Origin of the sequence: Falsibacillus pallidus (assembly GCF_003350505.1) — a bacterium.
GTDB classification, from domain to species: Bacteria; Bacillota; Bacilli; order Bacillales; family DSM-25281; genus Falsibacillus; species Falsibacillus pallidus.
The window spans coordinates 42309-68954 of record NZ_QQAY01000003.1; the positions used below are offsets into that span (position 1 = coordinate 42309).

Genomic DNA, 26646 nt, shown 5'->3' on the forward strand with positions numbered 1-26646 from the left:
TTTTAGCAAAAAAGACTAAGTATTTCCGCATTTTCACCAGACCAATTCCACATAAATGCATATTGTAGTATAGAGAGATTTTGGGCTAATGAAGGGAGGAAAAAGATATGCCGCCAGGACGATTTACACCACCACCCATGTCAATGAACAGACGCTCACAGAACTTTCCTCAAATGGGAATGGGTCCATCACAATTCAGAAGACAGCCTGGAATGATGATGGGGCAGCCCCAGAGAGGAATGTCGCCTTTCGGAGGCGGGTTCCAGGGCAATAGGGGCATTGGGACCAGAGGACCGGGTAGAAACGGCGGGGGCGGTCTTCTATCCAAGTTGTTCCAGAAATCAGGAGGAGCTGCTGCTGCAGGAAACCGGGCAGCTGGAGCAGGAGGGGCCAATGCCTTGACAGGGTTCCAAAGGGCCGGCCAAGGAGGAGGATCCATCCTTAGCAGTTTGACAAACCCGGGAACCATCCAGTCTTTCCTTGGGAATACTCAATCCCTATTGAAAACAGCCGGACAGATCGGACCAATGGTTCAGCAATATGGACCATTAATGAGAAACCTCCCTGCAATGTGGAGATTATACAGAGGATTGAAAAACGCTGATTTTTCAGATGACCAAAGCGAGGATACTTCCACTACAGGCAGTACGAAGGAAGATTCAGCTTCTGAAGAAGACTCAGTTACGGAAAAAGAAAAAACCGACAAGCTGGTTTCAGAAAAGAGAAGAAAGAAAAAGGACCCATCAAACTCAGAAAGTCATAGCGCAGAAAAGCCCGCAAGAGGTTCTTCAAAACCCAAACTATATATTTAAACTGATGGCTGATTCTCTGTTTTGGACAACAGAATCAGCCTTTTTCATTGTAGGTGATTTGCGAGCAAGTCTTTGTATTCTTTACCACTGTCCTTTATAATAAGAGGGAATTGTTTAAGATATTAGGAGGATTATTAATGGATATCATAAAGATAGCTCCTCGTGGATATTGCTATGGTGTTGTAGATGCAATGGTTATCGCCCGCAACGCAGCTTTGGATAAATCACTTCCACGCCCGATATATATACTTGGTATGATCGTTCATAATCAGCATGTTACGAATGCCTTTGAAGACGAAGGCATCATTACATTGGATGGAAAGAACCGAAGAGAAATCATTGAAAAAGTAGATGGCGGCACCGTCATTTTCACTGCCCACGGTGTATCTCCAGAAGTAAGGGAGATTGCTAAGGAAAAAGGACTGGTCACTCTAGATGCTACTTGCCCGGATGTAACAAAGACCCATGACCTGATTCTTCAAAGAGAAGCAGAGGGCTATGATGTTATCTACATCGGCAAAAAAGGCCATCCTGAACCAGAAGGAGCAGTCGGAGTCGCGCCGCATATCGTCCATCTTGTGGAATCAGTCGAAGATGTAAAAAATCTTGATATCCTAAATGAGAAAATCATCGTCACCAACCAGACTACCATGAGCCAGTGGGATGTCGGTGACATTATGGAAGTCGTGCAGCAAAAATATCCTCATGCTGAAAAACACAAGGAAATCTGCCTTGCTACACAAGTAAGGCAGGAAGCTGTTGCAGAGCAGGCAGGAGAAGCAGATCTGCTGATTGTAGTCGGAGACCCTAAGAGCAACAACTCCAACCGATTAGCTCAGGTCTCAGAGGAAATTGCAGGGACTAAAGCCTACCGGGTTTCTGATGTTTCAGAAATCGAACTGGAATGGTTAAAAGGCGTAACGAAAGTAGCTGTCACTGCAGGGGCTTCAACTCCAACTCCGATTGTAAAAGAAGTCATCAACTTCCTGGATGCCTATGATCCAAACGATGAAGCGACATGGAATAAAGAGCATAAAGTGCCTCTCGATAAAATTCTGCCAAAAGTGAAGAAAGCTAAATTACCCACTTCATCATAATTAAGATCAAAAGCGCAAGAGCCTCGATCAGCCCCGACCAGCACCTCTACGGAACTCTACGGAAATCCTGATTTCCGTAGAGGTGCGGCTTATGACTCGAGGGGCTAGGCGCTGGAGCTGGACGTCGACTACCTTGTATGAACTATCCACAAGGTAATATTTTATAATTTCCTAGACAACGAAAAAGCAATGCCGGTCATTTTCTGACCGGCATTGCTTTTTCCTTTCTTATAGAAATTGGAAAGGATCTGTATTAAGTTCAGATGCAATAAATTCAATTTCCCATCCCATCTCTTTAGAAAGGGATTCCATGCGTTTCGCAACGCCTGCTTTCATTACTTTCTCTACATTGTGTCCTGGATCGACAATATTAAGCCCCATCATCATGGCATCATGTGCGGTGTGATAATAGAAATCCCCTGTTACATACACATCCGCCCCATTGAATTTGGCTTGGGTGAAATATTTATTGCCATCTCCCCCCAAAACAGCCACTTTCTTAACTGAGGAAGAAAGATCACCAACTACACGCAAGCCCTGTAGATCGAAGACCTTCTTAACATGCAGAGCAAATTCTTTTAAAGTCATTTCTTTATCCAGACTGCCGACTCTTCCCAATCCAAGCCTTTCACCCTGATTATGCAATGGCAAGATATCATAAGCAGGCTCCTCGTACGGATGTGCTTTCATCATCGCAGAAATGACCTTGCGTTCCATATTCTCCGGAAAAATAGTTTCAATCCTGCACTCATTGACTTCTTCAAGCTTCCCTTTCGTCCCTATATAAGGATCCGTGCCCTCGCCTGGCAAGAATCTTCCGGTACCATTTGAACTGAAACTGCAGCGGCTATACGCCCCAATTGCCCCTGCTCCAGCATTACCAAGAGCATCCCTTACAGCCGCTTCATGTGATTCCGGAACGAAAACAGCCAGTTTCTTAAGCTTTTCTTCAAAAGTGGGCACCATCACTTTTATATCTTTTAATCCCAGTGCATCTGCCAGCAGATCATTTACCCCGCCTTTAGCTACATCTAGATTGGTATGTGCAGCATAGACTGCAATATCGTGTTTAATTAATTTTTCAATGATTCTTCCAGATGCTGAATCTAAAGCTAATTTCTTTAAAGGGCGAAAAATCGGTGGATGGTGTGCAATGATTAAATCCGCTTCCATTCCAATCGCTTCATCTACAACATCTTCCAATACATCAAGTGCAACAAGCACTTTTTTTATCGGTTTGTTCAGATGCCCTACTTGAAGTCCGATCGGATCATCGTCCATTGCATATTTCTTCGGGGAAAAACTTTCAAAAAGCTGGATCACTTCATGTCCGTTCACTTGTTTTCCCATTAATCCAATACCTCCTCAACCAATTGAATTTTCTTGGTTATTTCTTGCTTCCTTTCAGAGGTTTTCTCATTATCTCCAGCGCCCTGGAGCTGATTAAGGATATTTTTCCACTGAGTAACCTCTGCCTGCCATTTTTTTCGGAATGGTGCATTTTGGTCCTTTATTAAAAATGGACCCATTAACAAATCCCTATCCAAATTCAGATATGGTTTATTGGGATTCCCTTGTTCTGCCGCCAAGATTTCATAAACTTTGCCGTCTTCTTCAAGGATTTCTTCTTCTTTCAATTCCCAACCATTCTCAATGAGCCATTCCCTAATGGAAATAGCCCCGATATTGGGTTGGAGGATAAGTTTTTTGACATCAGCCAGCTTTTCTTTACCTTCTTCCAATATGGAGGCGATCAGCGGTCCGCCCATTCCGGCAATCGTGATGCAGTCAACTTCTCCCGGTTCAATAACTTCTAGACCATTCCCTTTACGGACAGAGATCCTTTCTTCCAAACCATTTTGTTTTACTTGCTTTTTCGCAGACTGAAATGGTCCTTCCACTACTTCACCAGCGATAGCAGAAGAAGCGATTCCATTCAGAATGCAATAGCAAGGCAGGTAAGCATGATCAGAACCGATATCGGCAAGGACAGATCCCTTTGGTATATAAGAAGCGACTCTTTCAAGGCGCAGCGATAATTTTTCACTATTCATTTTTTCACCACATTTATGTATTTATTAAATCTATTAGTATTGTACCGTTATTCTCATAAGAAAAAAAGTTTCTGACAGCTTTGTTCGCTCTAAATATGGTTGATTCCAGCTGGATAAAAAGGACAAGAAAAAGGCTGCCTCGAAATCTGGTCAATAATGACCCTCGAAACAGCTTCTTTCAATTGAAATTATTTGATTTTGCTTACCCATGCTGCCATTTGGTCGGCATTTTCTGGTTGAACTAGGCCAGGAGGCATTTTTCCCTGTCCTTGAGTGATGATTTTTTTGATTTCAGCTTTTGATTTCTTTTCTCCTACGCCTTTTAAGCTAGGTCCGAAACCGCCTTCATAGTTTTGGCCATGGCAAGAAGCACATGTTTTTTGGAAATATGCTTTAGGATCAAATTCCCCAGAGCTTGCCTGTTCAGTCTTTTCTCCACCTTTTTTCTCTTTGGCTACCTCGTCGCTGTCGCCAAGACCTTTTACAGATAGGAAAAAGATAAGACCAATTCCAAATACCATGATTAGTATGAATGGAACTACTGGATTACGATTCATGATTCAACCTCCCTTATGTAAGAACCTTGCGAATACCGCTACTACTATTGTGTACAAACACCTATTATTTTACTTTAAAATATTTGGAAGGGAAAGCCCTATCATGCAAGTTTTATCAATTTTCTTATTTTAGACAAAAAACTCCATCATCTCTGATGAAGTTTCTCTTTTCCAATCAGCAGCCAATGGATCTCGCAATGACCATCCTTTGAACTTCTGAGGTGCCTTCTCCTATTTCAAGAAGCTTCGCATCCCTTAAATAACGCTCAACGTGATATTCTTTCATATAACCATAGCCGCCGTGAATTTGGACAGCCTGGCTTGCAATTTCCATACAGACTTCCGATGCGTAAAGCTTGCACATGGATGCCTCTTTTGAAAATGGCCTTCCTTGATCTTTCAGCCATGCGGCTTTATATACCATATTCCGAGCCAATTCAATTTTCATTGCCATATCTGCCAGTTTAAATTGAATTGCTTGAAAATCGGTCAATGAACGCCCAAATTGCTTTCTTTCCTTTGCATATTGAAGGGCTTTCTCATAAGCTGCCTGTGCAATACCCACTCCCATTGCACCGATGCCTATTCTTCCGCCATCAAGTGTAATCAGGAATTGCTGAAAGCCATATCCCTTTTTCCCAAGAATATTTTCCTTCGGGACCCGGACATTATCAAGAACCAATTCAGTCGTATTGGATGAATGAAGTCCTAATTTTTCATAATTGTCAATGACCGAGAAGCCTTCTGCATCAGTTGGCACAATCAATGCAGTTATTTCTTTTTTTCCTTCGTTCTTGCCTGTAATGGCTGTCAACGCAAGATGCTTCGCATAGCTGGCATTGGTGATGAAGCATTTGTTCCCGTTTATGACATAATCTTCGCCATCCTCGACGGCAGTGGTCATGGTGCCCCCTGCATCTGAACCGGCGTTAGGTTCTGTTAGACCAAAAGCACCGAGCGATTCCCCCGTGCAGATCGGAGTGAGGTACTCTTCTTTTTGCTCATGGGTGCCAAAAAGATTTATAGGTGCACCGCCGAGTGATATATGAGCTGAATAGGTGATTCCTGTTGAACCGCATGCACGGCTCAATTCCTCAGTGACAATTGCAAAGCTGACAGTATCGGCACCTGCTCCGCCATATTCTTCAGGAAATGGCAGACCAAGCATCCCCATATCCCCTAATTGTTGAAAAATTTCTTTTGGGAACTGCTTTGTACGATCCCGCTCCAATGCTGATGGAGCTACAACCTCATCGGCGAAATCCCTTATAGTTTTTTGAATCATTTTTTGTTCAGTTGTCAAATCAAAATTCATGTTCATCCCCCTCTGTATGCAAACACCATGGATACGCTTACATTTACATTATAAAGGGTTAACAAGAATATTCTCAACTTTTAAAAACTTTTAAAAATACTGAAACTATACAAAAATAGAAATTAATAAAATAACTACACCTAAGACACCTGATACAAGAAAAGAAATATTTCGCAGACCCTTCCCAGCAATCAGCCACCCTGCACAGTTTAAAAACAGCGTAGTATAAAGCCAATATGGGTCATTGTGAAAAATTTCCGAAACAATATCCACAGTAGCCAGCAAGATTTCGACGGCTGCTGCAGCAAATATCAGTAATCTCGATTTACCTTTATTAATATAATAAATTCCACTGACAAAAAGCAAAACGACAAAAAATGTCAAAATCGCTGTTTGCAAAAGGATTGACAATTCAGTAAAATAAATGACAAATACAGAAGCTGCTAAAATGATTAGTAGGAACAAGTAAAAAACTGCCTGCTTCCATGCTGTCTTTTTCTTAAATCCACGATGTGATCCTTCCTCGTTCATAGGAGCAGATTGATTTCCTTCAGAATAGAGAGCAAGCAAAAAATCACAATAGTGTGAGGGAAGCATGTTATTCTTTTTCCAAAAATCAATTTCATTCATGATGATTTCTTTTCGTTTTGAGTCCATTCGCACCACATCCTGAGTAGACATTTCGCCATTGCTTAGTAGAAATCCTTTTTTTAAAAGAAAAAACCCCTATAAAATAGGGGCTGAAATGAAAATTCTATTCTAAAAAGTCTTTTAAACGTTTGCTTCTGCTTGGATGACGCAGTTTACGAAGAGCTTTAGCTTCGATTTGTCGGATACGTTCGCGCGTAACCCCAAATACTTTACCGACTTCTTCGAGTGTTCTTGTACGTCCATCATCAAGGCCGAAACGGAGTCTCAAGACATTCTCTTCACGGTCAGTCAAAGTATCCAGCACATCTTCAAGCTGTTCCTTCAGCAATTCATATGCTGCATGTTCAGAAGGCGATGTTGCATCCTGGTCTTCAATAAAGTCGCCCAAATGGGAATCGTCTTCTTCACCGATTGGTGTTTCTAAGGAAACCGGTTCTTGTGCTATTTTCAATATTTCTCTAACTTTTTCAGGAGTAAGATCCATTTCTTCTCCAATTTCTTCTGGAGATGGCTCCCTGCCTAAATCCTGTAGAAGTTGGCGCTGAACGCGGATCAACTTATTGATGGTTTCAACCATATGAACAGGAATACGAATTGTCCTTGCCTGGTCAGCGATGGCTCTTGTAATAGCCTGACGGATCCACCATGTCGCATAGGTACTGAATTTATACCCTTTGCGGTAATCAAACTTTTCTACCGCTTTGATAAGACCCATATTTCCTTCCTGAATCAAATCAAGGAAGAGCATTCCACGTCCTACATAACGTTTCGCTATGCTGACTACTAGACGCAAGTTGGCTTCTGCCAATCTTCTCTTAGCCTCTTCATCGCCATCTTCGATTCGTTTCGCCAGTGAAATCTCTTCTTCAGCAGATAAAAGGTCAACGCGGCCGATTTCTTTCAAGTACATTCTCACAGGGTCATTGATTTTGACACCTGGAGGTACACTCAAATCATTCAGGTCAAACTCTTCTTCATCATCAGAATTTTTGCCGACTGGAATATCCTCATCGTCATCGCCGTTTTCACCTTGGAGTTCTACACCTTGATCTCCTAGGTTTTCGTAGAATTCATCCATTTGATCTGAATCCACTTCAAAATTAGCCATTTTTTCTGCTATTTCATCATATGTTAAAAATCCACGTTTTTTCCCAAACTCGACAAGTTTTTCTTTCACTTGGTCTAAAGTTAGTTCAGTATCTACTTCTTTGGAACGAGCTGATTTTTCAGCCATATGTTCCCCTCCTTCCAACTTTTCCAAACAGAGAAGCGATTTATAAAGACTTTCTGAGCTGGATTATCTCCATTGCGATAGCCGCTGCCCGCTTATAGTCTTTTTGACGTTCCGCTTCTTTTTCTTCATTAATCTTTTCTTTTATCTTTAACATCTTTTGATGTTTAAACACTTGGTTAATATAATCTTCAAGCTCCTGAATGCTTATTTCAGGATTGATGGACATCATTTCAATTTCGGTGATGGTCCTCCTGAGCTTCTCATCGGGCAAGTAGGAGATGAAAAGGCTGGAATCAGGCTGGTTGCCCTGCTCATAATATCCTAATAAATAAGTAATGATTGCTTGATGTTCATCAATATTCAGGGGGGTATTTCCCAGCATATCCTTTACCTTAAAGGCAGTATCAGCATTTTTCAACATGTGAGCGATAAGCCTTTTCTCAGCCGCCAGATGGGCAGGCATTAATTTATTGCTGGTTGGAATGACTGCAGGTCTTTTCACCATTGCCTGCGGTCCATTGTTTTTTTCATTTTTCTTTCTTGAGAAGAATATCTGCTGCTGCTGCTGTTTCAGAGCTTCAAGTGATAAAGAAAACTCGTCGGCCAGCTGACGCAGATAATGATCCCTCTCCACTGCTTTATCTAAAGCAGAAATTTCATTTAGTAACATTTCGATGTATTGAAGCCGTTCTCCTTCATTGGAAAGATTTTTCCCGAGCCTGTAATAAAACATTTTGAACGACATAAAAGTCATGCAATTCCCTAATACATCATTGCGGAACTTTTCTCCGCCATACTTTTTGATGTGGTCATCGGGATCCATTTTATCAGGCATTTGGGCGACTTCTATGTTGAAACCATTATTCGCAAGAAGGTTAGATGCCCTGAATGCAGCCTCTATTCCTGCAGAATCGGAATCGTAGCACACGGTAACAGTATCAGTGATTCTCTTTAATATCCGAATATGCTCATCCGTGAGGGATGTGCCCATCGTCGCGATTCCATTTGCGACTCCTGCACGGTCCGATGCAATGACATCTGCAAATCCTTCAAACAGCACCGCTTTTTGCAATTTTCTGATGGGAGCGCGGGCATGATGAAAATTATAAAGCGTTTTGCTTTTATTGAATAGAACTGTTTCAGGGCTATTCAGATATTTCGGTTCATCCTGACCAAACGCTCGACCGGAGAATGCAATCGTATTCCCTTTATGATCCCACAAAGGAAACATGATCCTGTTTCTGAATCGGTCAAAATACTCCTCGCTGGAATCCCTTTTTATGATCAGCCCGGCTTTCTCCATTAATGACAAAGAGTATCCTCTTTTTTGAAGAAACTTGACTGAAAAATCCCAGTTAGGCAAGGACCAGCCAATTTGATACTTTTCAATACTTTCTTTTGTAAAACCTCTATTAAGCAAGTATTCCAAAGCTTCCTGACCCTCTTTTGTGTTCAGGAGCAAATGATGGTAAAATTTCCTTAAAAGCTCATGAGCTTCTATCATCTGCTGCTGATCAGGGGGCAGCTTGCGCTGTTCTTTGTGTGCCTCAAGATTGATTTCAAAAGGAATATTGCCTTTTTCAGCCGCCATGGCAATGGCTTCCTGGAAGGAAACACCTTCTATATCCATTAGAAATGAAAAAGCATTTCCTCCAGTTCCGCAGCCAAAGCAATGAAAAATTTGCTTTTCGGGAGACACTGAGAAGGAAGGAGAATTCTCTCCATGAAAGGGGCATAAGCCGAAATAGTTCCTTCCCTGTTTCTTCAATTGGACATATTCACTAATGACATCAACAATATCAACAGATTGCTTTATTTGATTTATTGTTTCTTCAGGAATTCTTCCTGCCACGAAAACATCACCATCTGTTTTTATTCTTTCGATAATAAATCTGAATCTCCTGCCAGATTCGACAAAATCTTGGTAAGACTGTCTTTAAATCTGGCCCTATCGTCATCGCGAAAAGGTTTGGGGCCTTTTCCGTATTTCCCCTGCCTTCGTGCTTTAGCAGCTGCGAAACGGTAATTCAAGGCTGTTTCAATAGATTCTTCCTTGAATTCTATTCCTCTTGGAGATACAACATAAACCCCTTTTGGCAGGAGCATGCTTGCCAATCCGATGTCCTGGGTGACGACTACATTATTAAGCTTCGCATGATTGAGTATGAATAAGTCGGCAGATTCTTTATCAGAATCTACATAAAACCATTCTCCCCAGACCGGTTCATTCATCTTGTGTGCGATCGAAGCAACGAAATAAGTCTTAAAATGATATTCGTTTGCGATTTCGACAATTTCTGACTTCACCGGACATGCATCAGCATCCACAAATATAGCTGCTTTTTCTGCTTGTAACCTAACTATTCTACATCCCTCCGGAGAATCCTTCTTCTCAAGAGAAGTTTCCAAAATTTCGAAAACTCCATTATTTGTCGATTTTTTTTAATCATGCGAACTTGACATATCACCTTAAATAGTTTATTCCCTAAATCTATACTCTAAACCTATTTTCAATATTTTTATCACAATTTTTTATTATAGTATAAAAGGACAAGTTTGACCATTCTTTTTTCCTGGATTTTTAAATCTTTCTTTCGAACTGTTAAGCACCGCTGTTTATTTCCGTTCAAGACTCCGGTTTAAGATTCCCAGAATAAAAAAAGCACACAATCTGGTTGATTATGCGCTATTTGATATTTTGAATGTGGTTAATGATGATATTCGCCGTTTCTTCTACAGCTTTATTTGTGACATCAATGACTGTGCAGCCAATTTTTCCTGCAACTTTATCAAAATAAACGAGTTCTTGTCTGATCCGTTCCAAGTTGGCATAGCTTGCTTTATCATTTAAACCGAGGGAAATGAGCCGTTCTTTTCTGATTTCATTCAGTTTTTCCGGACTGATTTTTAATCCGATGCACTTTTCAGGAGGGACTTGGAACAGTTCCTCCGGCGGATCCACTTCCGGGACAAGCGGTACATTTGCCACTTTAAGTCGCTTGTGAGCCAAATACTGTGAAAGCGGAGTTTTGGATGTCCTGGAGACGCCCACTAATATGATATCAGCCCTTAATATCCCTCTTGGATCTCTTCCGTCATCATATTTAACTGCAAATTCAATAGCTTCTACTTTTTTAAAATAATCATCATCGAGCTTCCTGACCAATCCGGGTTCATTCAAGGGCTTCTTTCCGCATAGCTCCCCGAATTTATCCATCAGCGGCCCAATGATATCGATGGCAAACAACCCTTCTTCTTCTGAACGCTTGTTCATATAATTTCGAATCTCGGGCTTTACCAGAGTGAATGCTATCATGCCATGATTCAATTTCGCAAGCGAAATCACCTCATCGACATGTGATAAGTCCTCAATATACGGAATTCTTTTAATTACCGCGCTCGAACCATTAAATTGACTGATGGCTGCCTTTGTTACCAGTTCCGCCGTTTCCCCTACAGAGTCAGACACGACATAGATGATTGGTTGAGACATATCCATTCACCTTCCTATTCTTACGACACAAGTCAAGTATTAAAGATCTTCCGCTGCAAGGGCAACAAAAGCCTTTGTAATATTCGTTTTCGTTATCCTGCCGAACACTTCGAATCCTTTTTCTGTTTCTTTGACGACAGGCAAAGCATCTATTTGTTTATCAATTAATTTCTTTGCTACATCAATGAGCAGATCGTCTTTTTCGCACGTTGTGATATTAGGCATTCTTGTCATAATGATATTCACGGGAATGGAAGTAAGTTCTTGCTTCCCTATACTTGCCCTCAACAAATCTTTGCGTGAAAGCACTCCTACCAGATGTGATCCTGCATCCACTACGAATAATGTTCCTACATCTTCAAGGAACATGGTTACTATCGCATCATAGACTGAAACATTTTCATTCACTACCACTGGAATGGACTGGTAATCCTTAACGTATATCTTCTTCAGATTTTCCGTTAAGAGCTGAGTCCCTGTTTTTCCTGAATAAAAATAACCGACGCGCGGACGTGCATCAAGATAACCGGCCATTGTCAGGATGGCTAAATCCGGCCTTAATGTAGCGCGGGTAAGGTTCAGCCTGTCTGCAATATGCTCCCCAGTAATTGGGCCATTGTCTTTTACAATCTGCAATATCAGCTCTTGCCTTTTGTTAAGTTCTATTTTCCTCACCACCAAATGAACAGAAGGAGAAGACCGGAATGCAGATGAACCTTTTCCGGTTTCCCTAAATGAAAGTGTTATACTTTAATATTAAATATTATATACTATTTTTCAAAAATGAAAAGAATAATCCTCAGAATTTTATAAAAATGCATTAATAATAATAAAAGGCCTTCCCCCTCTCTTTCATTAATTCATTCAAGAAAGGGGATGGCCTGCTCGATAAATATTAATTTTATTTTACGATAATCTCATTGAATCCAGCAAATGATTGGATTCGTTCAGCCAGTATTTTCATTTGAGACAATCGATTTTGCTTGATCTCATCATTTTCAGCCATTACCATCGTATTTTCAAAATACCGCTCAATAAACGGCTTTAAAGAGGAAAGGTTACGGTAGCTTGTACGTGGATCCATCTTTTCAGAATCCTTTTCAAGCTTCAAAAATTCACTATATAATGCTTTTTCCTGTTCATTTTCAAATAACTCAGGGTTGATGGAACCCTGCTCCCCAGCTTTCTTGGCAATATTCATGACCCTGCTGAGGGATTCCACAATCTCCTTGAAGTTCTCTGACTCTTTCTCTTGCTCCAGGATTTCTGCACGTTCCAAAAGAGACGGAATAGAAGTGATCCGGCTGTTCAGAACAGCTTCAATCAAGTCGTAGCGAACTCCTTTTTCTTGCAATACATGCTTAATTCTAAGTCTAAAGAATGATACAATCTCTTCTTGGATTTCTGCTTCTTCCTTAGAACCTATTCCATCCGCCTTGACCAAGTTAATGACTTCACCGATCAATTCATTCAGGGATACATTCCATTTCTTTTCAGCTAATATCTGAACGATACCCGATGCCTGGCGTCTTAACGCATATGGATCCTGAGATCCGGTAGGGATAAGGCCTATTGCAAAACAAGAAACGATCGTATCCATTTTATCCGCGATGCTGACCGCTGCACCGGCATTCGATTCTGGCGCGTTGTCTGAAGCGTTCCTTGGCTGATAATGTTCATTGATGGCTTTAGCCACTTCTTGAGGTTCGCCTTTTTGCAAGGCATATTTTTCACCCATGAATCCTTGAAGTTCAGGGAACTCATAGACCATATGTGAAACTAAATCGAATTTGCTGATTTCTGCAGCACGATCTGCAAAAGCGGTTTCCTCCTTAGATAGAGGCACAAGTCCGGAAAGAAGCTTTGTGATCTTCCTTACTCTTTCCACCTTTTCTGCAAGGGTTCCGATTTCCTCATGGTAGACAATCGATTTTAATTTTTGCAATGCGTGGTCAATGGACATTTTTTGATCTTCTTTGTAGAAGAAATCAGCGTCAGCCAATCTTGCCCTCAATACTTTTTCATTCCCTCTTGCTACGGTTTCCAGATGACGGTGGTCACCGTTTCTGACAGTGACAAAGTATGGCAGGAGATTGCCTTGATTATCTTTTACAGGGAAGTATCTTTGGTGTTCTTTCATAGATGTAATTAAAACTTCATCAGGGATATCCAGGAATTCTTCATTAAAGGAACCAAATAAAACGGTTGGATACTCTACAAGATTATTGACTTCCTCAAGCAGGGTTTCATCAACCGGGATATTCCATCCTTGTTCTTCCTCGAGCTTTTCCAGTTGATCTCTGATGGCATTTTTCCTGTCCACCGGATTTGCAATGACATATTGGGAAAGAAGCAGTTTTTCATAATCAGCCGGCTCAGTTATTTCCACCTTTCCACCGAGGAAACGGTGACCTGTTGTCTCATTTCCCGCAGGTACAGAAGCAATGCTGAAAGGAATGACTTCATCTCCGAATAATGCAGCAATCCATTTGATCGGTCGAATGAAGCGCATGTCCTCATCTGCCCATTTCATATTTTTAGGGAATGATAAACTTGTGACCACTTTCTCAATTTGCGGAAGAAGATCGAATGTTTTTTGTCCCTTAATAAATTTTTTGACGTAGACATATTCTGTGCCGTTCAGTTCCTTGAAGTAGATGTCATCGGCAGACATCCCTTGTCCTCTGGCAAATCCCATTGCCGCCTTAGACCATTCTCCGTTTTCATCCAAAGCGATTTTCCTGGCCGGTCCTTTTGCTTCCTCGTTGACGTCAGGCTGCGCTTCCATCACATCTTTGATATAAACAGACAACCTTCTAGGAGTTGAAAAAGCAGCAACCTCCCCATGTTCGATAGAATTTCCTTTGAGCCATACAGCCAATTTTTCTTTTAGGCTATTCATGGCATCTGTTACAAATCGGGCCGGCATCTCTTCCAATCCGATTTCTAAAAGCAAATCTTTTTTACTCATGGATGTTATCCTCCTCTTTTTTCAAAATCGGGAAGCCGAGTTTCTCTCTTTCTTCATAGAACGTGCGGGCAATTTCCCTTGCCATGCTTCTCATACGGCCTATATACCCCGTTCTTTCCGTAACGGAAATGGCACCTTTTGCGTCAAGAAGGTTGAAAACATGCGAACATTTCAGTACATAATCGTAAGCTGGATGGACAAGGCCTTCAGCCATCTGCTTTTTTGCTTCTTCTTCATAGACACCGAATAAATGGAAGAGCATTTCCTGGTTGGATTTTTCAAATGTATATTTGGAGTGTTCATACTCAGGCTGGTAAAAAATATCCCTGACTGTGAAGCCAGTCGTCCATTCAAGATCAAACACATTTTCCTTATCCTGGATATAGGAAGCGAGACGTTCAATTCCGTAAGTGATTTCAACTGAAACCGGTTTACACTCCAATCCGCCTACTTGCTGGAAGTATGTGAACTGGGTGATTTCCATTCCATCAAGCCATACTTCCCATCCAAGACCAGCACAGCCAAGTGATGGATTTTCCCAGTTGTCTTCTACAAAACGGATGTCATGCTGGAGCGGATCTATTCCAAGAGCTTTGAGTGATTCAAGATACAGTTCCTGAATATTATCAGGGGATGGTTTCATGATTACTTGAAACTGATGATGCTGATACAACCGATTTGGATTTTCTCCATATCTTCCGTCTGCCGGACGACGGGATGGCTCTACATAAGCAACATTCCATGGCTCAGGTCCAATTGCCCTTAAAAATGTATAAGGACTCATTGTCCCTGCCCCTTTTTCTACGTCATAGGCCTGCATAAGGACACAGCCCTGCTCTGACCAATGATTCTGCAAAGTTAAAATCATATTTTGAATATTCATTGCCATAAAAAGCACCTCCATAAATTTATGTATCTTTGGACAAATGAATCTGCATGTGGAGGAGAACACAAAAAAACTCCCGCCCTATGCAAAGAAAATGCATAGGGACGAGAGTTAACCCGCGGTTCCACCCTATTTGCCGCAATAAGTGCGGCCACCTCATAAAAGCTGCTCCGGACTGCCCTTCCCTTGTGCTTCATCATCCGGCTTCCACAATCCCGGATTCGCTGACATGAAGGAGACAAGGTACTCCTTTCCTTCAACACAACTATAATTATTATTCGTATAGAGATAAAAATAATTCAAACTAGGATGAAAGTCAAGTAAGTACTTGATTTCATCATAGCATTCCCTTTAAGTTTTCCATCTGTTCGAGGAATCTCTTCGATTTCAGATGGAGGCCTGTATATTCCTCATAATAGGCTGAAATGATCTTCCTAAGCTCCTTTTTGGTTTCTTCTTTTACAGAAATATTACCCAATCGATGGATATCAAGGAAGTAGAAAAGCCTAAGGAGTTTCAACACACCCTGGGAAACGGGAAAATAGTAGGGATCGACACTGAAGCATCTATGGCATATGAACCCATTTTCCCGAATGGAAAATCCGAATTCCCCATCTGTACTCCCACAAACTGCACAACGATCCAAAACAGGATAATGTCCAAGTACAGGCAAAATCTTCATTTCAAAGATATTCATCATAATATCAGGATCATAGCCTTCATTGATGTAATTAAGCGTTTGATAAAAAAGTTCAAATAGGAATGGATTCGGTTTACGATCTTCAACACTTTTATCCAATAAATCGGCAATATAGGTTGAATAAGCTGTTTGGAATAAATCTTCCCGGATTGTCCGGAAAGAATGAATAATTTCTGCCTGCTGCAAAGTCCCCAGCCCAGAACTTTTTTGAAATAAAAAGTATCCGTATGTAAAAAGCTGGGAGACCGAGGATAAGCGGCTGTTGGTTTTCTTTGCACCTCTAGCCATCATCCCGACCTTGCCCAGTTCTCTCGTAAAGATTGTGACGATTTTATTCGATTCTCCATAATCAGTAGCTCGTATTACGATGCCTTCGCATTTTTGAAGCACGAAAATCACCCTTCCAGAGTGGTGCTTTTATTGCTGTTAAATGATTGGGAAGTTGATTTCAGTCATTTCATCATCTGGATAGCTTGGCATTACAGGGTTATCTTTTTCAAGTTCCTTAAAAAGTAGGTATGTGTCAATACTACCTGTCTGTACAAAGAATTTCCAGGTAAGCTCTAACATTACAATCCCGCCTTTCAATTTTGAAACTAGTGGAATCCCATTACCTATGTGATTAGCATCACCCCAGCGGTCAAAAACATGAGACGTAAAATTTGCTAATTGACGAAATCCCTGACACCAAGCCTCCCGATTATGAAATTACGATGATCAGTAATCGTCGTCCCTGAATCCAAAATCCTTAAGATGGATTGATTTGTTTCTCCAATCTTTTTGAACCTTTACCCACAGTTCAAGGAAGACTTTTGAACCAAGGAGATTTTCAATATCCAAGCGAGCTCTCTTGCCGACTTCCTTCAGCAATTTACCTTGCTTGCCTATAACGATTCCTTTTTGGGAATCTCTTTCTACCACAATTGTCGCCATGACATGAATGACATCTTTATTGTCGTCTTTGGACATTTTATCGATTACAACTGCAATGGAATGCGGAATTTCTTCCCTTGTCAAATGCAAGACCTTTTCACGAATTAGTTCAGACACAATGAATCGTTCTGGATGGTCCGTGACTTGATCTGCCGGATAATATTGCGGGCCTTCCGGCAGCAGCAATTTAATCTGCTCCAGCAAACGGTCAACATTATTGCCTTCAAGCGCAGAAATCGGAACAATTTCTTTGAAGGGATAGAATTCTCTATATTGTTCAATAATCGGCAATAGCTCATCAGGCTGAAGCTGATCGATCTTGTTCACAACAAGAAACACCGGCGTCTTGACTTCCTTTAATTTTTCGATAATAAATTCATCCCCACGGCCATAGCCTTCGTCGGCATTTACCATAAAGAGGATCAAGTCCACTTCCCTCAGCGTATTTTGGGCGACTTTCATCATGAAATCCCCTAGTTTGTGCTTTGGTTTGTGAATTCCAGGTGTATCAATGAAAATCATCTGTGCATCTTCCTGTGTATAAACCCCTTGGACTTTGTTTCTTGTAGTCTGCGGCTTATCACTCATGATGGCGATTTTTTGGCCGATGACCCGATTAAGAAAAGTGGATTTCCCTACGTTCGGCCTTCCGATAATGGAAATAAATCCTGATTTGTGTTCACGATTACTCATGTAGATCCTCCGGAGAGAATGCACCTGGGAGCAATTCATCTACTGTCAGTTCATGGATATCGCCATTCAGATTGGTCAGGATGACTTTCATATCTTTTGAACAAAGTTCAGAGATCACTTGACGGCATGCGCCACACGGAGGAACCGGTCTTGTAGTATCTGCAACTACTGCAATTGCTTCAAACTGAGTATCTCCTTCAGAATACGCTTTGAAGAGAGCCGTCCTTTCCGCACAGTTGCACATGCTGTATGCGGCATTTTCTATATTGCAGCCGTGGTACACCTTTCCATCCTTCGTCAATAGGGCAGCGCCAACTTTGAACTTGGAATAAGGGACATAGGCTTTTTCTCTGGCGTTTTTCGCTTCTATGATTAATTGCTGTGAATTCATCTACGATTTCTCCTTTGTTGTCTATACTTCTATTTTACTACAAATCCAAGCCTCATTTGCTGTGAATAACAGAAATGTAATATAAAAATTATAAAATTCAAAAAAATCAATTATTTAGGACATGAATTGCTGCAGTGAATTCATTTTATCCCAATTCTAAAACGTTTTCAAACAGATGCACATTATTTAGGAAATTTTTCTCTTATTACCTTTCCAATATCGGTATATAGAAAAAGGATGCAGAAAAATCATCCACATCCCACTCAATCAATATTAGTTTATGAATTAAAGAAAAAAGTGTGCAATTTTCGGAAGGAAAAGTATGCATCCGATGATGACGGAAAAGATGGCAGCCAGCAGGACAGCGCCGGCAGCCAAGTCTTTTGCCATTTTAGCTGTCGGATGGTATTCCTCCGTTACCAAGTCCACCGTTTTCTCAATGGCTGTATTGATTATTTCCAAGGAAAGGACACCTGAGATCGTCAACAGCAGAATCAGCCATTCCCATTTTTCTAAAGAAAGGAGGGTGCCGAGAATAATGGCAATGATAGAAGCTCCAATATGGAATTTGAAATTCCTTTCATGCTTCATGACATATTTAAGCCCGTTGCCCGCAAACAAGAAAGAAGCTGCAAACTGCCGGATTTTCGATGACTGCCTAAGCTCTTTTAAGTCCATAACTGTCCAAAATCTCTTTTTGGCGTCCAAACATTTCTTTTTCCTCTTCTTCTGTCAAATGGTCGTAGCCCAGCAGATGAAGGAATCCATGGAGTGCAAGGAATCCTAACTCCCTTGAAAAAGAATGTCCATATTCCTCTGCCTGTTCTCTTGTTTTTGGGACAGAAATGATGATATCACCTAAAACCCGCGGCATGTCTGCACCAACTATTTCTAATTCCCCTTCGCCAAGCTCTTCGAGTGCAAAAGAAATAACATCTGTAGCACTATCCTTATCTCTGTATTGTCGATTGATTTCCTGTATTTTTTCATTATCAACGAAAGTAATCGAAAGTTCACTATCCGGTTCGACTTCTTCCATTTTTGCCGCAAAGTCCAATAAGCTTTGAACAAGTTCCTGGTCATCCATGGATATTTCATTGGTTTCATCCATAAAATCAATCATCAACGTCATGCTTCTTTCACCTTCTGTTTTTTCATTTCTGGATATTCTATCCTTGAGTGGAATATACCATTCAGCGTTTCACAAAATGTCTTCTTCACTACCTCAAGCTCTTTCAAGGTTATATCACATTGACTGAATTGTCCATCCTTCAAACGGTCTTGAACAATTTGATGGACCACTTTGCTGATTTCCTCCGGTGAAGGGTTGTTTTTTGACCGGACAGCTGCTTCCACACTGTCTGCCACAGCGATGATTGCCGCTTCTTTAGTCTGCGGCTTAGGTCCGGGGTATCTGAAGCTTGCTTCATCAATATCTTCATCTTTTTCCTTCGCTTTATAATAAAAATACTTCAAAAGCGTCGTCCCATGATGCTGTTCCGCAATATCGATGATTTCCTGAGGCATTTTATATTTCCTCAGCATATTCGCTCCGTCGGTGGCATGGGCAATGATGATATCCTTGCTTGCCTCGGGTGATAACCGATCATGAGGATTATCAATATTCACTTGATTCTCGATAAAAAAGACTGGCCTTTTTGTCTTGCCAATATCATGATAGTAGCAGCCTACTCGTGCAAGCAGGCCATTCTCACCGATTGCCTCACAGGCAGCCTCAGCCAAATTGGCAACCATTACACTGTGATGGTAGGTACCAGGTGCCTCAGTCAATATTTTCTTTAACAATGGATGATTTGGATTGGATAATTCGATGAGCTTCATTGATGATAAAATACCAAATCCAGCTTCAAAAAACGGAAGGAAGCCTATCGTCAATACTGCTGAAGTAATCCCGGATACAAAAGCAAAGATAATGTAATAAACATATTCCATTCGTGTAAACTGTCCGTTCCCCATCAATACAAGGAAGAACAGCAGCAGCACATTGACAAATGAAACAAAGATCCCTGCCTGCAAAATATTCACTCTATGCTTTTGATTGGATATGAATAAGATACCTGATAGTCCGCTGAAAAGAATATACAGGGCAATCTCCACATCAATCGTACCGTCCACCCCGCCGTGGAAGATGATGCTGCCGCATGCGGCCAGGATGATAGTGACGATCATTGCCACACGATCATTCAATAGGATTCTCACAAGCATAGGAGCCATTGCAGCTGGAAATAAATACGCGATATCTTCTATGTCCAATTCTTCCACTAAATCGATTACTTTCATGATCAATAAAGACGACAAGAGGATGATGCTGATCATAATCAAGCGGTTCTGATTTTTTTCCTCTGGTTCCTTAACATGGTGATAATGGAGATACAGCGTTCCGACAATCATGAAGACAAAAATGGCCAATCCTATCAACGGCTTTATAGTAGGGTTGCTTTTTAACAGTCCTAAAAGCTTCAGTTTCCTGTATACTTCTTTATCAATGGTTTGATCCTTTTGCACCAGCAGCTCCCCTTGAAAGATCTTCTCGGGTTCAATCGCATCCATTGCCTGCTGCTTGCGTTCCTTCGTTAATTCTGGACTGTATATATTATTCGGGACGATGGCGTACTTCCCCAATTCAATTCCTGCATCAAGGACGGGCTTTGTAAAACTTAATGAAGTCATCCTTTTTTCGAGTTCCTTTCGGGCGCCCTGGACTTCTTCTTCTTTGATTTTATCACCCATTATGGATTCAATTTGATTCAATACCACGCTTTTGACCCTTGATAGTTCTGATTCATTCGCTTCAAGGAGAGACTTGAATACGGAGTCAGGCAGATATTTTGTCACATCTTCAGTAGTGTTTTTGGAGAGTTTCTCCTTTAAAGAAGATAATTGTTCATCAATTGTCTTTTTGGGCTTACCTGATGCAGTGATTGAATCAACCCCCGTTTCATCAGGAAGATCCCCCTCTGCTGCAGAATCCCCTTCGTCAGAAGGCTCCTGCCTTACCTCTTCAATAAAATCAAAAACGGAGGAAATGAGAGCTACCCTATTTTGAGCTGCTTCCTTTTTATATTCATAGACATTCGGGACCTCTTCTGCAGCTTTATCCTTCTCAATCTCGGACTTTTGTTCATCAATTACGGTTTTTGGCGAATATATATTTTTCTGTGCAACAGAAAACAGCTCAATATCATATGTCTCCGGCTTCACATTACTGTACAGCATTCCGTAAATCAAAAGGGCAAGCCCGATGAAGATGATTCCTGTAAACATCTTCATGCTTAGAAAATTGCGAATTTTCGAGATTAACGTTTCCACTTTATCCTCTCCTATCACCTAATAGATAGGTAAGTCCTAATAAGTCCTATTGACCATATGTGATTATGTAAAATGATAACAGTTTTTTCATCAAATTTCATCTTCATTTATATTTTTCCAAACATGCACCCATTAGGAAGAAGAAAAACCGGCAATGAAGTCTGTGATGAGATGACTTCATTGCCGGTTAGTTTTTATTGGTCATTTTTTTCATATGCTTGAATGATGCTTGAAACAAGAGGATGTCTTACTACATCGCTATGTTCCAGGTATACAAAGGAGATGCCGGAAATATCCTTAAGGATTTTTTCTGAGGCAACCAGCCCTGATTGGGCTCCTTTTGGCAAATCAATTTGGGTCCTATCCCCTGTAATGACCATTTTTGAATCAAATCCAAGTCTGGTAAGGAACATTTTCATCTGTGCCTGCGTCGTATTTTGAGCCTCATCCAAGATGACAAAAGCATCGTCCAATGTCCTGCCGCGCATATAGGCAAGGGGAGCGATTTCGATTGTGCCTCTTTCAATAAGCCTCTGTGTATGCTCTGCTCCTAGGACATCATTCAGGGCATCATATAGCGGCCTTAAATAAGGATCGACTTTTTCCTTCAGGTCTCCAGGCAGGAACCCAAGGCTTTCACCGGCTTCAACTGCCGGCCTCGTAAGAATGATTCTTTTCACGCTGCCAAGTTTAAGGGCAGCGACAGCCATGACAACCGCCAAGTAGGTCTTACCTGTTCCAGCAGGACCTATTCCAAAAACAAGGTCCTTCTTTTTAATGGCAGAAATATACTGGCGCTGTCCCAGCGTTTTGACACGAATCGGCTTGCCTTTTGCATTTTTCGTTATTTCTTCTTCATAAAGATCGGAAAAAGACTCAAGTCTTCCTTTTTTCCCTAATTCAACGGCATACAATACATCCCGTCCGCTGATGTTTATCCCTTTGCGAATAACAAAGAGAAGTTCTTGAATCAATTCGTTTACAAGGGATACTGAATCTTCATCACCTGAAACGTAAATGGCCTCGCCGCGGGTGACAATGGAAACCCCCAGCTCATCCTCCATAATTTTTAAGTTAGAGTCGGAATTTCCAAATAATGCAATTGCTTCGTTCGGATTATCTATGTGCAGATTCATTTCTTTTAGGTTTTCTGACATTCGTTAGTCTCCTTGAATGATCGGTTGTCCAATCGCAATGTTTTCTACAACTTGGAAGTATAATGATAAGACTACTTTACCATTCTCGACTTTTTCATGCAAAACTTTTTCATCTATGATTTTTGCATCTTTATCCAATTGCGCTTTCAGACTGTTTCTCGCAAGCTCTTTGCCTTCTCTTAAAGCATCTGTTTTTGTATATGTCCTTTTCCCGGTTTCTTCTTCTCTAATGGTGGTTTTATTATAGCTGATTGGCAATGTCCATTTTAAAAATTTGACTGGATGTTTTACCTTATCTTCTACATGTTCCTTCATTTTATTATCGCCGAAGCCCCAAATCGGGAATTCCCAATTCCATAGCTTAATGGTATGTTTAATTTTTTCCTTTCCTGTCAATACATGAAATTCTGATTCGAGTGGAATTTCCACACTGCTTTTATACCATGTCTGTCCCCAGACTTCTCCTTTAGAAGCGACCAATTTTGCATGCTTGTCCTTACCGATATAGCCTGACACTAAAACCTGCCCTTTGTCTACATTGTCATGCACACTGACCATTGTTTGTCCTTCTTCCACAAACATTTTTACAATAGTGGCCTTTTTGGATGCGATTAAGTTTTGGAAACCAGTTTCCACCACTTTCTCAGGTGCATTTTTTTCGACCACTTGAAAATGATAAGTTGTCCCTTTCAAGACCACACCAACCCAAGTGATGTTGTCTAATGAATTACTTAATTCCCGTTGTATCGATTCAACATCCTTCATAAAGAACTGAGATTTACCAACCTGCACACCCATTCGATCCAACTGTTTCCGAATTGAATGTTCCGTTTGGGGGGTCGCTCCCTTGATTTCTATCCCCCATACGATATTGGATAGAATAGTAATGATTACAAAGAAAAGAAGGATACCTAACATAAAACCGGCATTCTTCATGGATCTTTTCAACAAAAAAGGTGCTCCTTCCCCCCTTAGGAATGACAGTTTACAAGGGAAAGATCTTTTTACCTTTCGAAGGACAGAAATATCATCCAGACGCATCATGAAGGTAATAGTATCGCTTCCCTGCCTCTTCACATTCCATACTGACATATTCGATCGGATTAGTGCATTAATGAATCGTTCTAAACCGCCGCCTTGCACCTTTACTTTCACGGTTCCTCCAAAAAAAGTCAGCCAATGATTCTTCAAGACTTTTTCCTCCTATTCATCCAAATACAGGACTTCACCAATTTTTCCTTCTAGCATGATTTCTTCGGGCAATATAGTTTTGATGACAAAAGAGTCACCTTTGATCAAGAGCTGCCCTTGTTTTAACAGCAGCCTCACTTCTCTATCTGAAAAACCCAATAGTCCTCTGTGATTTTCAATATAAATATGTATTTGTCCAATCATGGTGATTCGAGGAAGGTCCATTATGACATCTTCCGGCAGGTCCATTTTTTTAGTCATCCAGGTCCGAACCCTTTGTGCGATATTTTTGGCCATAAAAAAGAACCCCCTTTCCTCTCATATGTATGAGAAAAAAAGCGGGTTCAGCACATTTTTTTATTTAAATACATTCATAGAAACGATAGTCGTCAATACTTGTCTAATTCTATCTGCGGTATGGTTTCTTCGATTTAGGCGGACCTAATATTTCGCCAAGCACAACAGATCTTACAAGCTCATCACCTGTCAGCTCCGATCCAAATGGGCCCCAGGTTTCCTTGTCTTCCTTTTGGGCGCTGTCTGCGGTATTTTGGACAACCGTTTCTTCTGCTGTCTTTTTCTTATTATAGTAGTCAGTTCGAGCCTCAGCCGAATTCATCCTTGACTTTGAAGACTGAATTACTGCTTTTTCACTAATCGACTGTTGTTCAACTGGCGTTTTCTTAATCTGGCCAGGTTCATTAACTTTCTTTTGTTCCGCGATTTTTTTAAAAATCAGTCCAATGATCCCTATTGCAATAGGAATGAGAATTTCCATTGCTGGAACCTCCCTTCAGTTAGGGGCAATCACTTCGTATTTTTTGGCTTTTCCTTAGCATCCCCTGTCATTTTGCCAATGGATTCACGCATGTCTGTATCCGCATCAATGTTCTTAAAGTTCATATAGTCCATTACGCCGATATTCCCTGCCCTCAAAGCTTCTGCCATGGCAAGAGGGACCTCTGCCTCGGATTCAACCACTTTCGCCCGCATCTCCTGAACTTTTGCCTTCATTTCCTGTTCGTTCGCGACAGCCATTGCACGTCTTTCTTCAGCTTTAGCTTGTGCGATTTTTTTGTCTGCATCCGCTTGTTCCGTTTGAAGTTCCGCACCGATATTTTTGCCGATATCAACATCAGCAATATCAATGGAGAGGATTTCAAATGCAGTACCGGCATCCAAACCTTTAGTCAAGACGGTTTGTGAAATCAAGTCTGGATTTTCCAGTACCTTTTTATGATCCTCGGAAGAACCGATCGTACTGACAATCCCTTCCCCAACACGGGCAATGACGGTTTCTTCACCTGCTCCCCCTACCAATCTTTCAATATTGGCCCGGACAGTGATCCTTGCTTTCGCTTTCACTTCAATCCCATTCATTGCCACTCCGGCAATAAATGGCGTTTCAATTACTTTTGGGTTTACACTCATTTGAACGGCATCCAACACATCCCTGCCTGCAAGGTCGATAGCAGCGCATCGTTCAAATGAAAGTTCAATATTCGCCCGGTGTGCCGCAATCAGTGCATTGACCACCCTGTCAATATTCCCTCCGGCAAGGTAGTGGCTTTCCAACTGATTGATTGTGACATTCAATCCTGCTTTTGATGCTTTAATCAAAGGATTGATTACCCTGCTTGGGATAACGCGTCTCAGCCTCATTCCAATCAAGGTAAATATACTTATCCTTACTCCGGCTGCCAATGCTGAAACCCAAAGCATGACAGGGACAAATGTAAATAATACAGCTAATACGATGATCCCTAATGCAATGGCCAATAAAATAAGTATCGTTCCTGCATCCATCAACATTTCCTCCTTAAAATTCTTCTGTTTTTAAATATTCCCGTACAATGATCCGCGACCCTTCCACTTTCATCACCATGACCTTTACATCCTTGGCAATGTATCCGCCTTCACTAACGACATCCACTCTTTCATCATCGATGAGAATGGTCCCCGCAGGCCGTAGAGGAGTCTTGGCAATTCCGATGCGCCCAATAAGCTCCAGCCTATTTACATTTGATACATATCCGCTCTCGGTATTGGTAGAGTCAAAAAGAATCATTTTTTTAAACATCTTCATTTGCTTACCGAAAATTTTCACCATAACAATCATTCCAATGATTGCTGCAGCTGCAGCAATTAAAATAGAAATACCCATATACATCACATTCCCTGCTGCCATGTATAAGCTTACGATGATTGCCGCTGCGCCTAGTATTCCTGCAATAGCCCCAGGCACAAACAATTCTATGACTAAGAGAAGGAGCCCGATGATGAACATCACAAGCGACTCGTATCCAGCCAATCCCGATACAAGGTGCCCATAAAAAAACAATACAAGTGCACTAAGGCCAGCTGTCCCGGCTATCCCAAAACCAGGTGAATATAATTCGAGTACGAGACCAAGGCTTGCAACAGTCAAAAGGATTGGAACAATGAAGGGATTTGTCAGGAACTTTGCGAATTTTTCAGATGGACTTAAGTCCATTTTCACTACTTTCGCATCCTTATATCCGATGTCCGATAATAAGGATTCTACATTTTTGTAGGTTCCTTCTGAGTAGCGGACTTTTTCAGCCTGGTCAGCAGTCAATGTCAATAAATCCCCTTTGCCTGCATTTAAATTTGGCATATCGAATTCCGGATCTGCCATTGCTATTGCATATTCCGGATTCCTTCCATGCTGCTCCGCTGCATTCTTCATTGCTGCTCTCCAAAAGCTTTTTGCTTTTTTATCTGCCATATTCCCTTTTTGGTCGACGATTGCCGATGCTCCCATCGTGGCATTAGGGGTCATATAAATATGATCGGCGTGCAATGCAATATACGCCCCTGCAGATAATGCCCTGGAATCGGCATAGACTGCAGACTCAATCTCGGTCTCTTCAAACTTTTTCCCAATGTTCACAGCTTCTGATACTGATCCACCCGGAGTATCCATATCAAACAAAATGAGATCAGCATTATTTTTTTCTGCTTCTTTAATCGATTTGTCAATAAAGACCGTAAGCGATCTGCTAATTTCATCATGGACAGGGATGATATAAACCAGTTTATGCTGTGCAGATCCCTTGGCAATACTAGGAATCAATAATACTGCCATGAACAATAGCAGGATTGCTGCAATCTTTTTCTTCATTCTCACCGATGCCGCCTCCCTCCTTATTCATAATCT

The 26646-nt window shown here is 41.2% G+C and carries 27 protein-coding genes; 2 read left to right on the forward strand and 25 right to left on the reverse strand.

Annotated features, from left to right (window positions below; all coding sequences use genetic code 11):
- The first annotated feature begins 107 nt into the window (after nucleotides 1-107).
- Together vrrA and DFR59_RS06790 are read left to right on the forward strand one after the other, a co-directional pair.
- Nucleotides 108-812, forward strand: a complete 705-nt coding sequence (gene vrrA / locus DFR59_RS06785; RefSeq protein WP_114744887.1) for a VrrA/YqfQ family protein — start codon at nucleotides 108-110, stop codon at nucleotides 810-812.
- Nucleotides 813-949: 137 nt separating this feature from the next.
- Nucleotides 950-1909: a 4-hydroxy-3-methylbut-2-enyl diphosphate reductase gene (locus tag DFR59_RS06790; RefSeq protein ID WP_114744888.1), complete on the forward strand. Its 960-nt coding sequence runs from the start codon at nucleotides 950-952 to the stop codon at nucleotides 1907-1909.
- Between the two features lie 228 nt (nucleotides 1910-2137).
- Here the strand turns inward: DFR59_RS06790 and DFR59_RS06795 are convergent, their stop codons facing one another.
- The 25 genes from DFR59_RS06795 to DFR59_RS06915 form a co-directional block, all read right to left on the reverse strand.
- Nucleotides 2138-3259, reverse strand: coding sequence for a Nif3-like dinuclear metal center hexameric protein (locus tag DFR59_RS06795; protein WP_114744889.1), 1122 nt, complete (start codon nucleotides 3257-3259; stop codon nucleotides 2138-2140).
- Nucleotides 3259-3963, reverse strand: coding sequence for a tRNA (adenine(22)-N(1))-methyltransferase (locus tag DFR59_RS06800; protein WP_114744890.1), 705 nt, complete (start codon nucleotides 3961-3963; stop codon nucleotides 3259-3261). Before DFR59_RS06800 ends, DFR59_RS06795 begins: the two co-directional genes overlap by 1 nt.
- A 188-nt stretch (nucleotides 3964-4151) precedes the next feature.
- Nucleotides 4152-4520 (reverse strand): cytochrome c550, encoded by a 369-nt coding sequence (gene cccA / locus DFR59_RS06805; RefSeq protein WP_114744891.1) that lies wholly within the window; start codon nucleotides 4518-4520, stop codon nucleotides 4152-4154.
- Between the two features lie 175 nt (nucleotides 4521-4695).
- Nucleotides 4696-5835 (reverse strand): acyl-CoA dehydrogenase, encoded by a 1140-nt coding sequence (locus DFR59_RS06810; protein ID WP_114744892.1) that lies wholly within the window; start codon nucleotides 5833-5835, stop codon nucleotides 4696-4698.
- 105 nt (nucleotides 5836-5940) lie between these two features.
- The gene (locus tag DFR59_RS06815) at nucleotides 5941-6492 is read right to left on the reverse strand and encodes a hypothetical protein (protein WP_114744893.1); all 552 of its coding nucleotides are present in this window, start codon (nucleotides 6490-6492) and stop codon (nucleotides 5941-5943) included.
- Between the two features lie 97 nt (nucleotides 6493-6589).
- Complete coding sequence (gene rpoD / locus DFR59_RS06820; RefSeq protein ID WP_114744894.1) at nucleotides 6590-7720, reverse strand: RNA polymerase sigma factor RpoD; 1131 nt, start codon at nucleotides 7718-7720, stop codon at nucleotides 6590-6592.
- A 40-nt stretch (nucleotides 7721-7760) separates the two neighbouring features.
- Nucleotides 7761-9572: a DNA primase gene (dnaG, locus tag DFR59_RS06825; RefSeq protein WP_114744895.1), complete on the reverse strand. Its 1812-nt coding sequence runs from the start codon at nucleotides 9570-9572 to the stop codon at nucleotides 7761-7763.
- 20 nt (nucleotides 9573-9592) lie between these two features.
- Complete coding sequence (locus DFR59_RS06830; protein ID WP_114745252.1) at nucleotides 9593-10048, reverse strand: YaiI/YqxD family protein; 456 nt, start codon at nucleotides 10046-10048, stop codon at nucleotides 9593-9595.
- Nucleotides 10049-10406: 358 nt separating this feature from the next.
- The gene (locus DFR59_RS06835) at nucleotides 10407-11213 is read right to left on the reverse strand and encodes a pyruvate, water dikinase regulatory protein (protein ID WP_114744896.1); all 807 of its coding nucleotides are present in this window, start codon (nucleotides 11211-11213) and stop codon (nucleotides 10407-10409) included.
- Nucleotides 11214-11252: 39 nt separating this feature from the next.
- Nucleotides 11253-11891 carry a transcriptional regulator CcpN gene (ccpN, locus tag DFR59_RS06840; protein ID WP_114745253.1) on the reverse strand — a complete coding sequence of 213 codons (639 nt, stop codon included), beginning with the start codon at nucleotides 11889-11891 and terminating at the stop codon, nucleotides 11253-11255.
- Between the two features lie 223 nt (nucleotides 11892-12114).
- Nucleotides 12115-14184, reverse strand: coding sequence for a glycine--tRNA ligase subunit beta (glyS, locus tag DFR59_RS06845; protein WP_114744897.1), 2070 nt, complete (start codon nucleotides 14182-14184; stop codon nucleotides 12115-12117).
- Nucleotides 14177-15067, reverse strand: coding sequence for a glycine--tRNA ligase subunit alpha (glyQ, locus tag DFR59_RS06850; RefSeq protein WP_114745254.1), 891 nt, complete (start codon nucleotides 15065-15067; stop codon nucleotides 14177-14179). Before glyQ ends, glyS begins: the two co-directional genes overlap by 8 nt.
- Before the next feature lie 340 nt (nucleotides 15068-15407).
- The gene (recO, locus tag DFR59_RS06855; protein ID WP_114744898.1) at nucleotides 15408-16160 is read right to left on the reverse strand and encodes a DNA repair protein RecO; all 753 of its coding nucleotides are present in this window, start codon (nucleotides 16158-16160) and stop codon (nucleotides 15408-15410) included.
- A gap of 36 nt (nucleotides 16161-16196) precedes the next feature.
- Nucleotides 16197-16340 (reverse strand): YqzL family protein, encoded by a 144-nt coding sequence (locus DFR59_RS06860; RefSeq protein WP_114744899.1) that lies wholly within the window; start codon nucleotides 16338-16340, stop codon nucleotides 16197-16199.
- Nucleotides 16341-16487: 147 nt separating this feature from the next.
- Nucleotides 16488-17396, reverse strand: a complete 909-nt coding sequence (gene era, locus DFR59_RS06865) for a GTPase Era (protein WP_114744900.1) — start codon at nucleotides 17394-17396, stop codon at nucleotides 16488-16490.
- Entirely contained in the window at nucleotides 17389-17787 is a 399-nt protein-coding gene (locus DFR59_RS06870) for a cytidine deaminase (protein ID WP_114744901.1), read from the reverse strand. The genes era and DFR59_RS06870 overlap by 8 nt, the downstream gene beginning before the upstream one ends.
- 285 nt (nucleotides 17788-18072) lie before the next feature.
- Nucleotides 18073-18465 carry a diacylglycerol kinase family protein gene (locus tag DFR59_RS06875; protein ID WP_114744902.1) on the reverse strand — a complete coding sequence of 131 codons (393 nt, stop codon included), beginning with the start codon at nucleotides 18463-18465 and terminating at the stop codon, nucleotides 18073-18075.
- The gene (gene ybeY / locus DFR59_RS06880; protein ID WP_114744903.1) at nucleotides 18446-18919 is read right to left on the reverse strand and encodes an rRNA maturation RNase YbeY; all 474 of its coding nucleotides are present in this window, start codon (nucleotides 18917-18919) and stop codon (nucleotides 18446-18448) included. The genes DFR59_RS06875 and ybeY overlap by 20 nt, the downstream gene beginning before the upstream one ends.
- Nucleotides 18916-21078: an HD family phosphohydrolase gene (locus DFR59_RS06885; protein ID WP_114745255.1), complete on the reverse strand. Its 2163-nt coding sequence runs from the start codon at nucleotides 21076-21078 to the stop codon at nucleotides 18916-18918. The genes ybeY and DFR59_RS06885 overlap by 4 nt, the downstream gene beginning before the upstream one ends.
- A 233-nt stretch (nucleotides 21079-21311) precedes the next feature.
- Nucleotides 21312-22274 (reverse strand): PhoH family protein, encoded by a 963-nt coding sequence (locus DFR59_RS06890; protein WP_114744904.1) that lies wholly within the window; start codon nucleotides 22272-22274, stop codon nucleotides 21312-21314.
- Between the two features lie 3 nt (nucleotides 22275-22277).
- Complete coding sequence (gene yqfD / locus DFR59_RS06895; protein WP_114744905.1) at nucleotides 22278-23465, reverse strand: sporulation protein YqfD; 1188 nt, start codon at nucleotides 23463-23465, stop codon at nucleotides 22278-22280.
- Between the two features lie 12 nt (nucleotides 23466-23477).
- Nucleotides 23478-23762 (reverse strand): sporulation protein YqfC, encoded by a 285-nt coding sequence (gene yqfC / locus DFR59_RS06900; protein ID WP_114744906.1) that lies wholly within the window; start codon nucleotides 23760-23762, stop codon nucleotides 23478-23480.
- A gap of 109 nt (nucleotides 23763-23871) precedes the next feature.
- Complete coding sequence (locus tag DFR59_RS06905; protein ID WP_114744907.1) at nucleotides 23872-24243, reverse strand: hypothetical protein; 372 nt, start codon at nucleotides 24241-24243, stop codon at nucleotides 23872-23874.
- Between the two features lie 29 nt (nucleotides 24244-24272).
- On the reverse strand, nucleotides 24273-25277 hold the full coding sequence (gene floA / locus DFR59_RS06910; protein ID WP_425454698.1) for a flotillin-like protein FloA: 1005 nt from the start codon (nucleotides 25275-25277) through the stop codon (nucleotides 24273-24275).
- Nucleotides 25278-25284: 7 nt separating this feature from the next.
- Nucleotides 25285-26610, reverse strand: a complete 1326-nt coding sequence (locus DFR59_RS06915) for an NfeD family protein (protein WP_114745256.1) — start codon at nucleotides 26608-26610, stop codon at nucleotides 25285-25287.
- Between the last annotated feature and the right edge of the window lie 36 nt (nucleotides 26611-26646).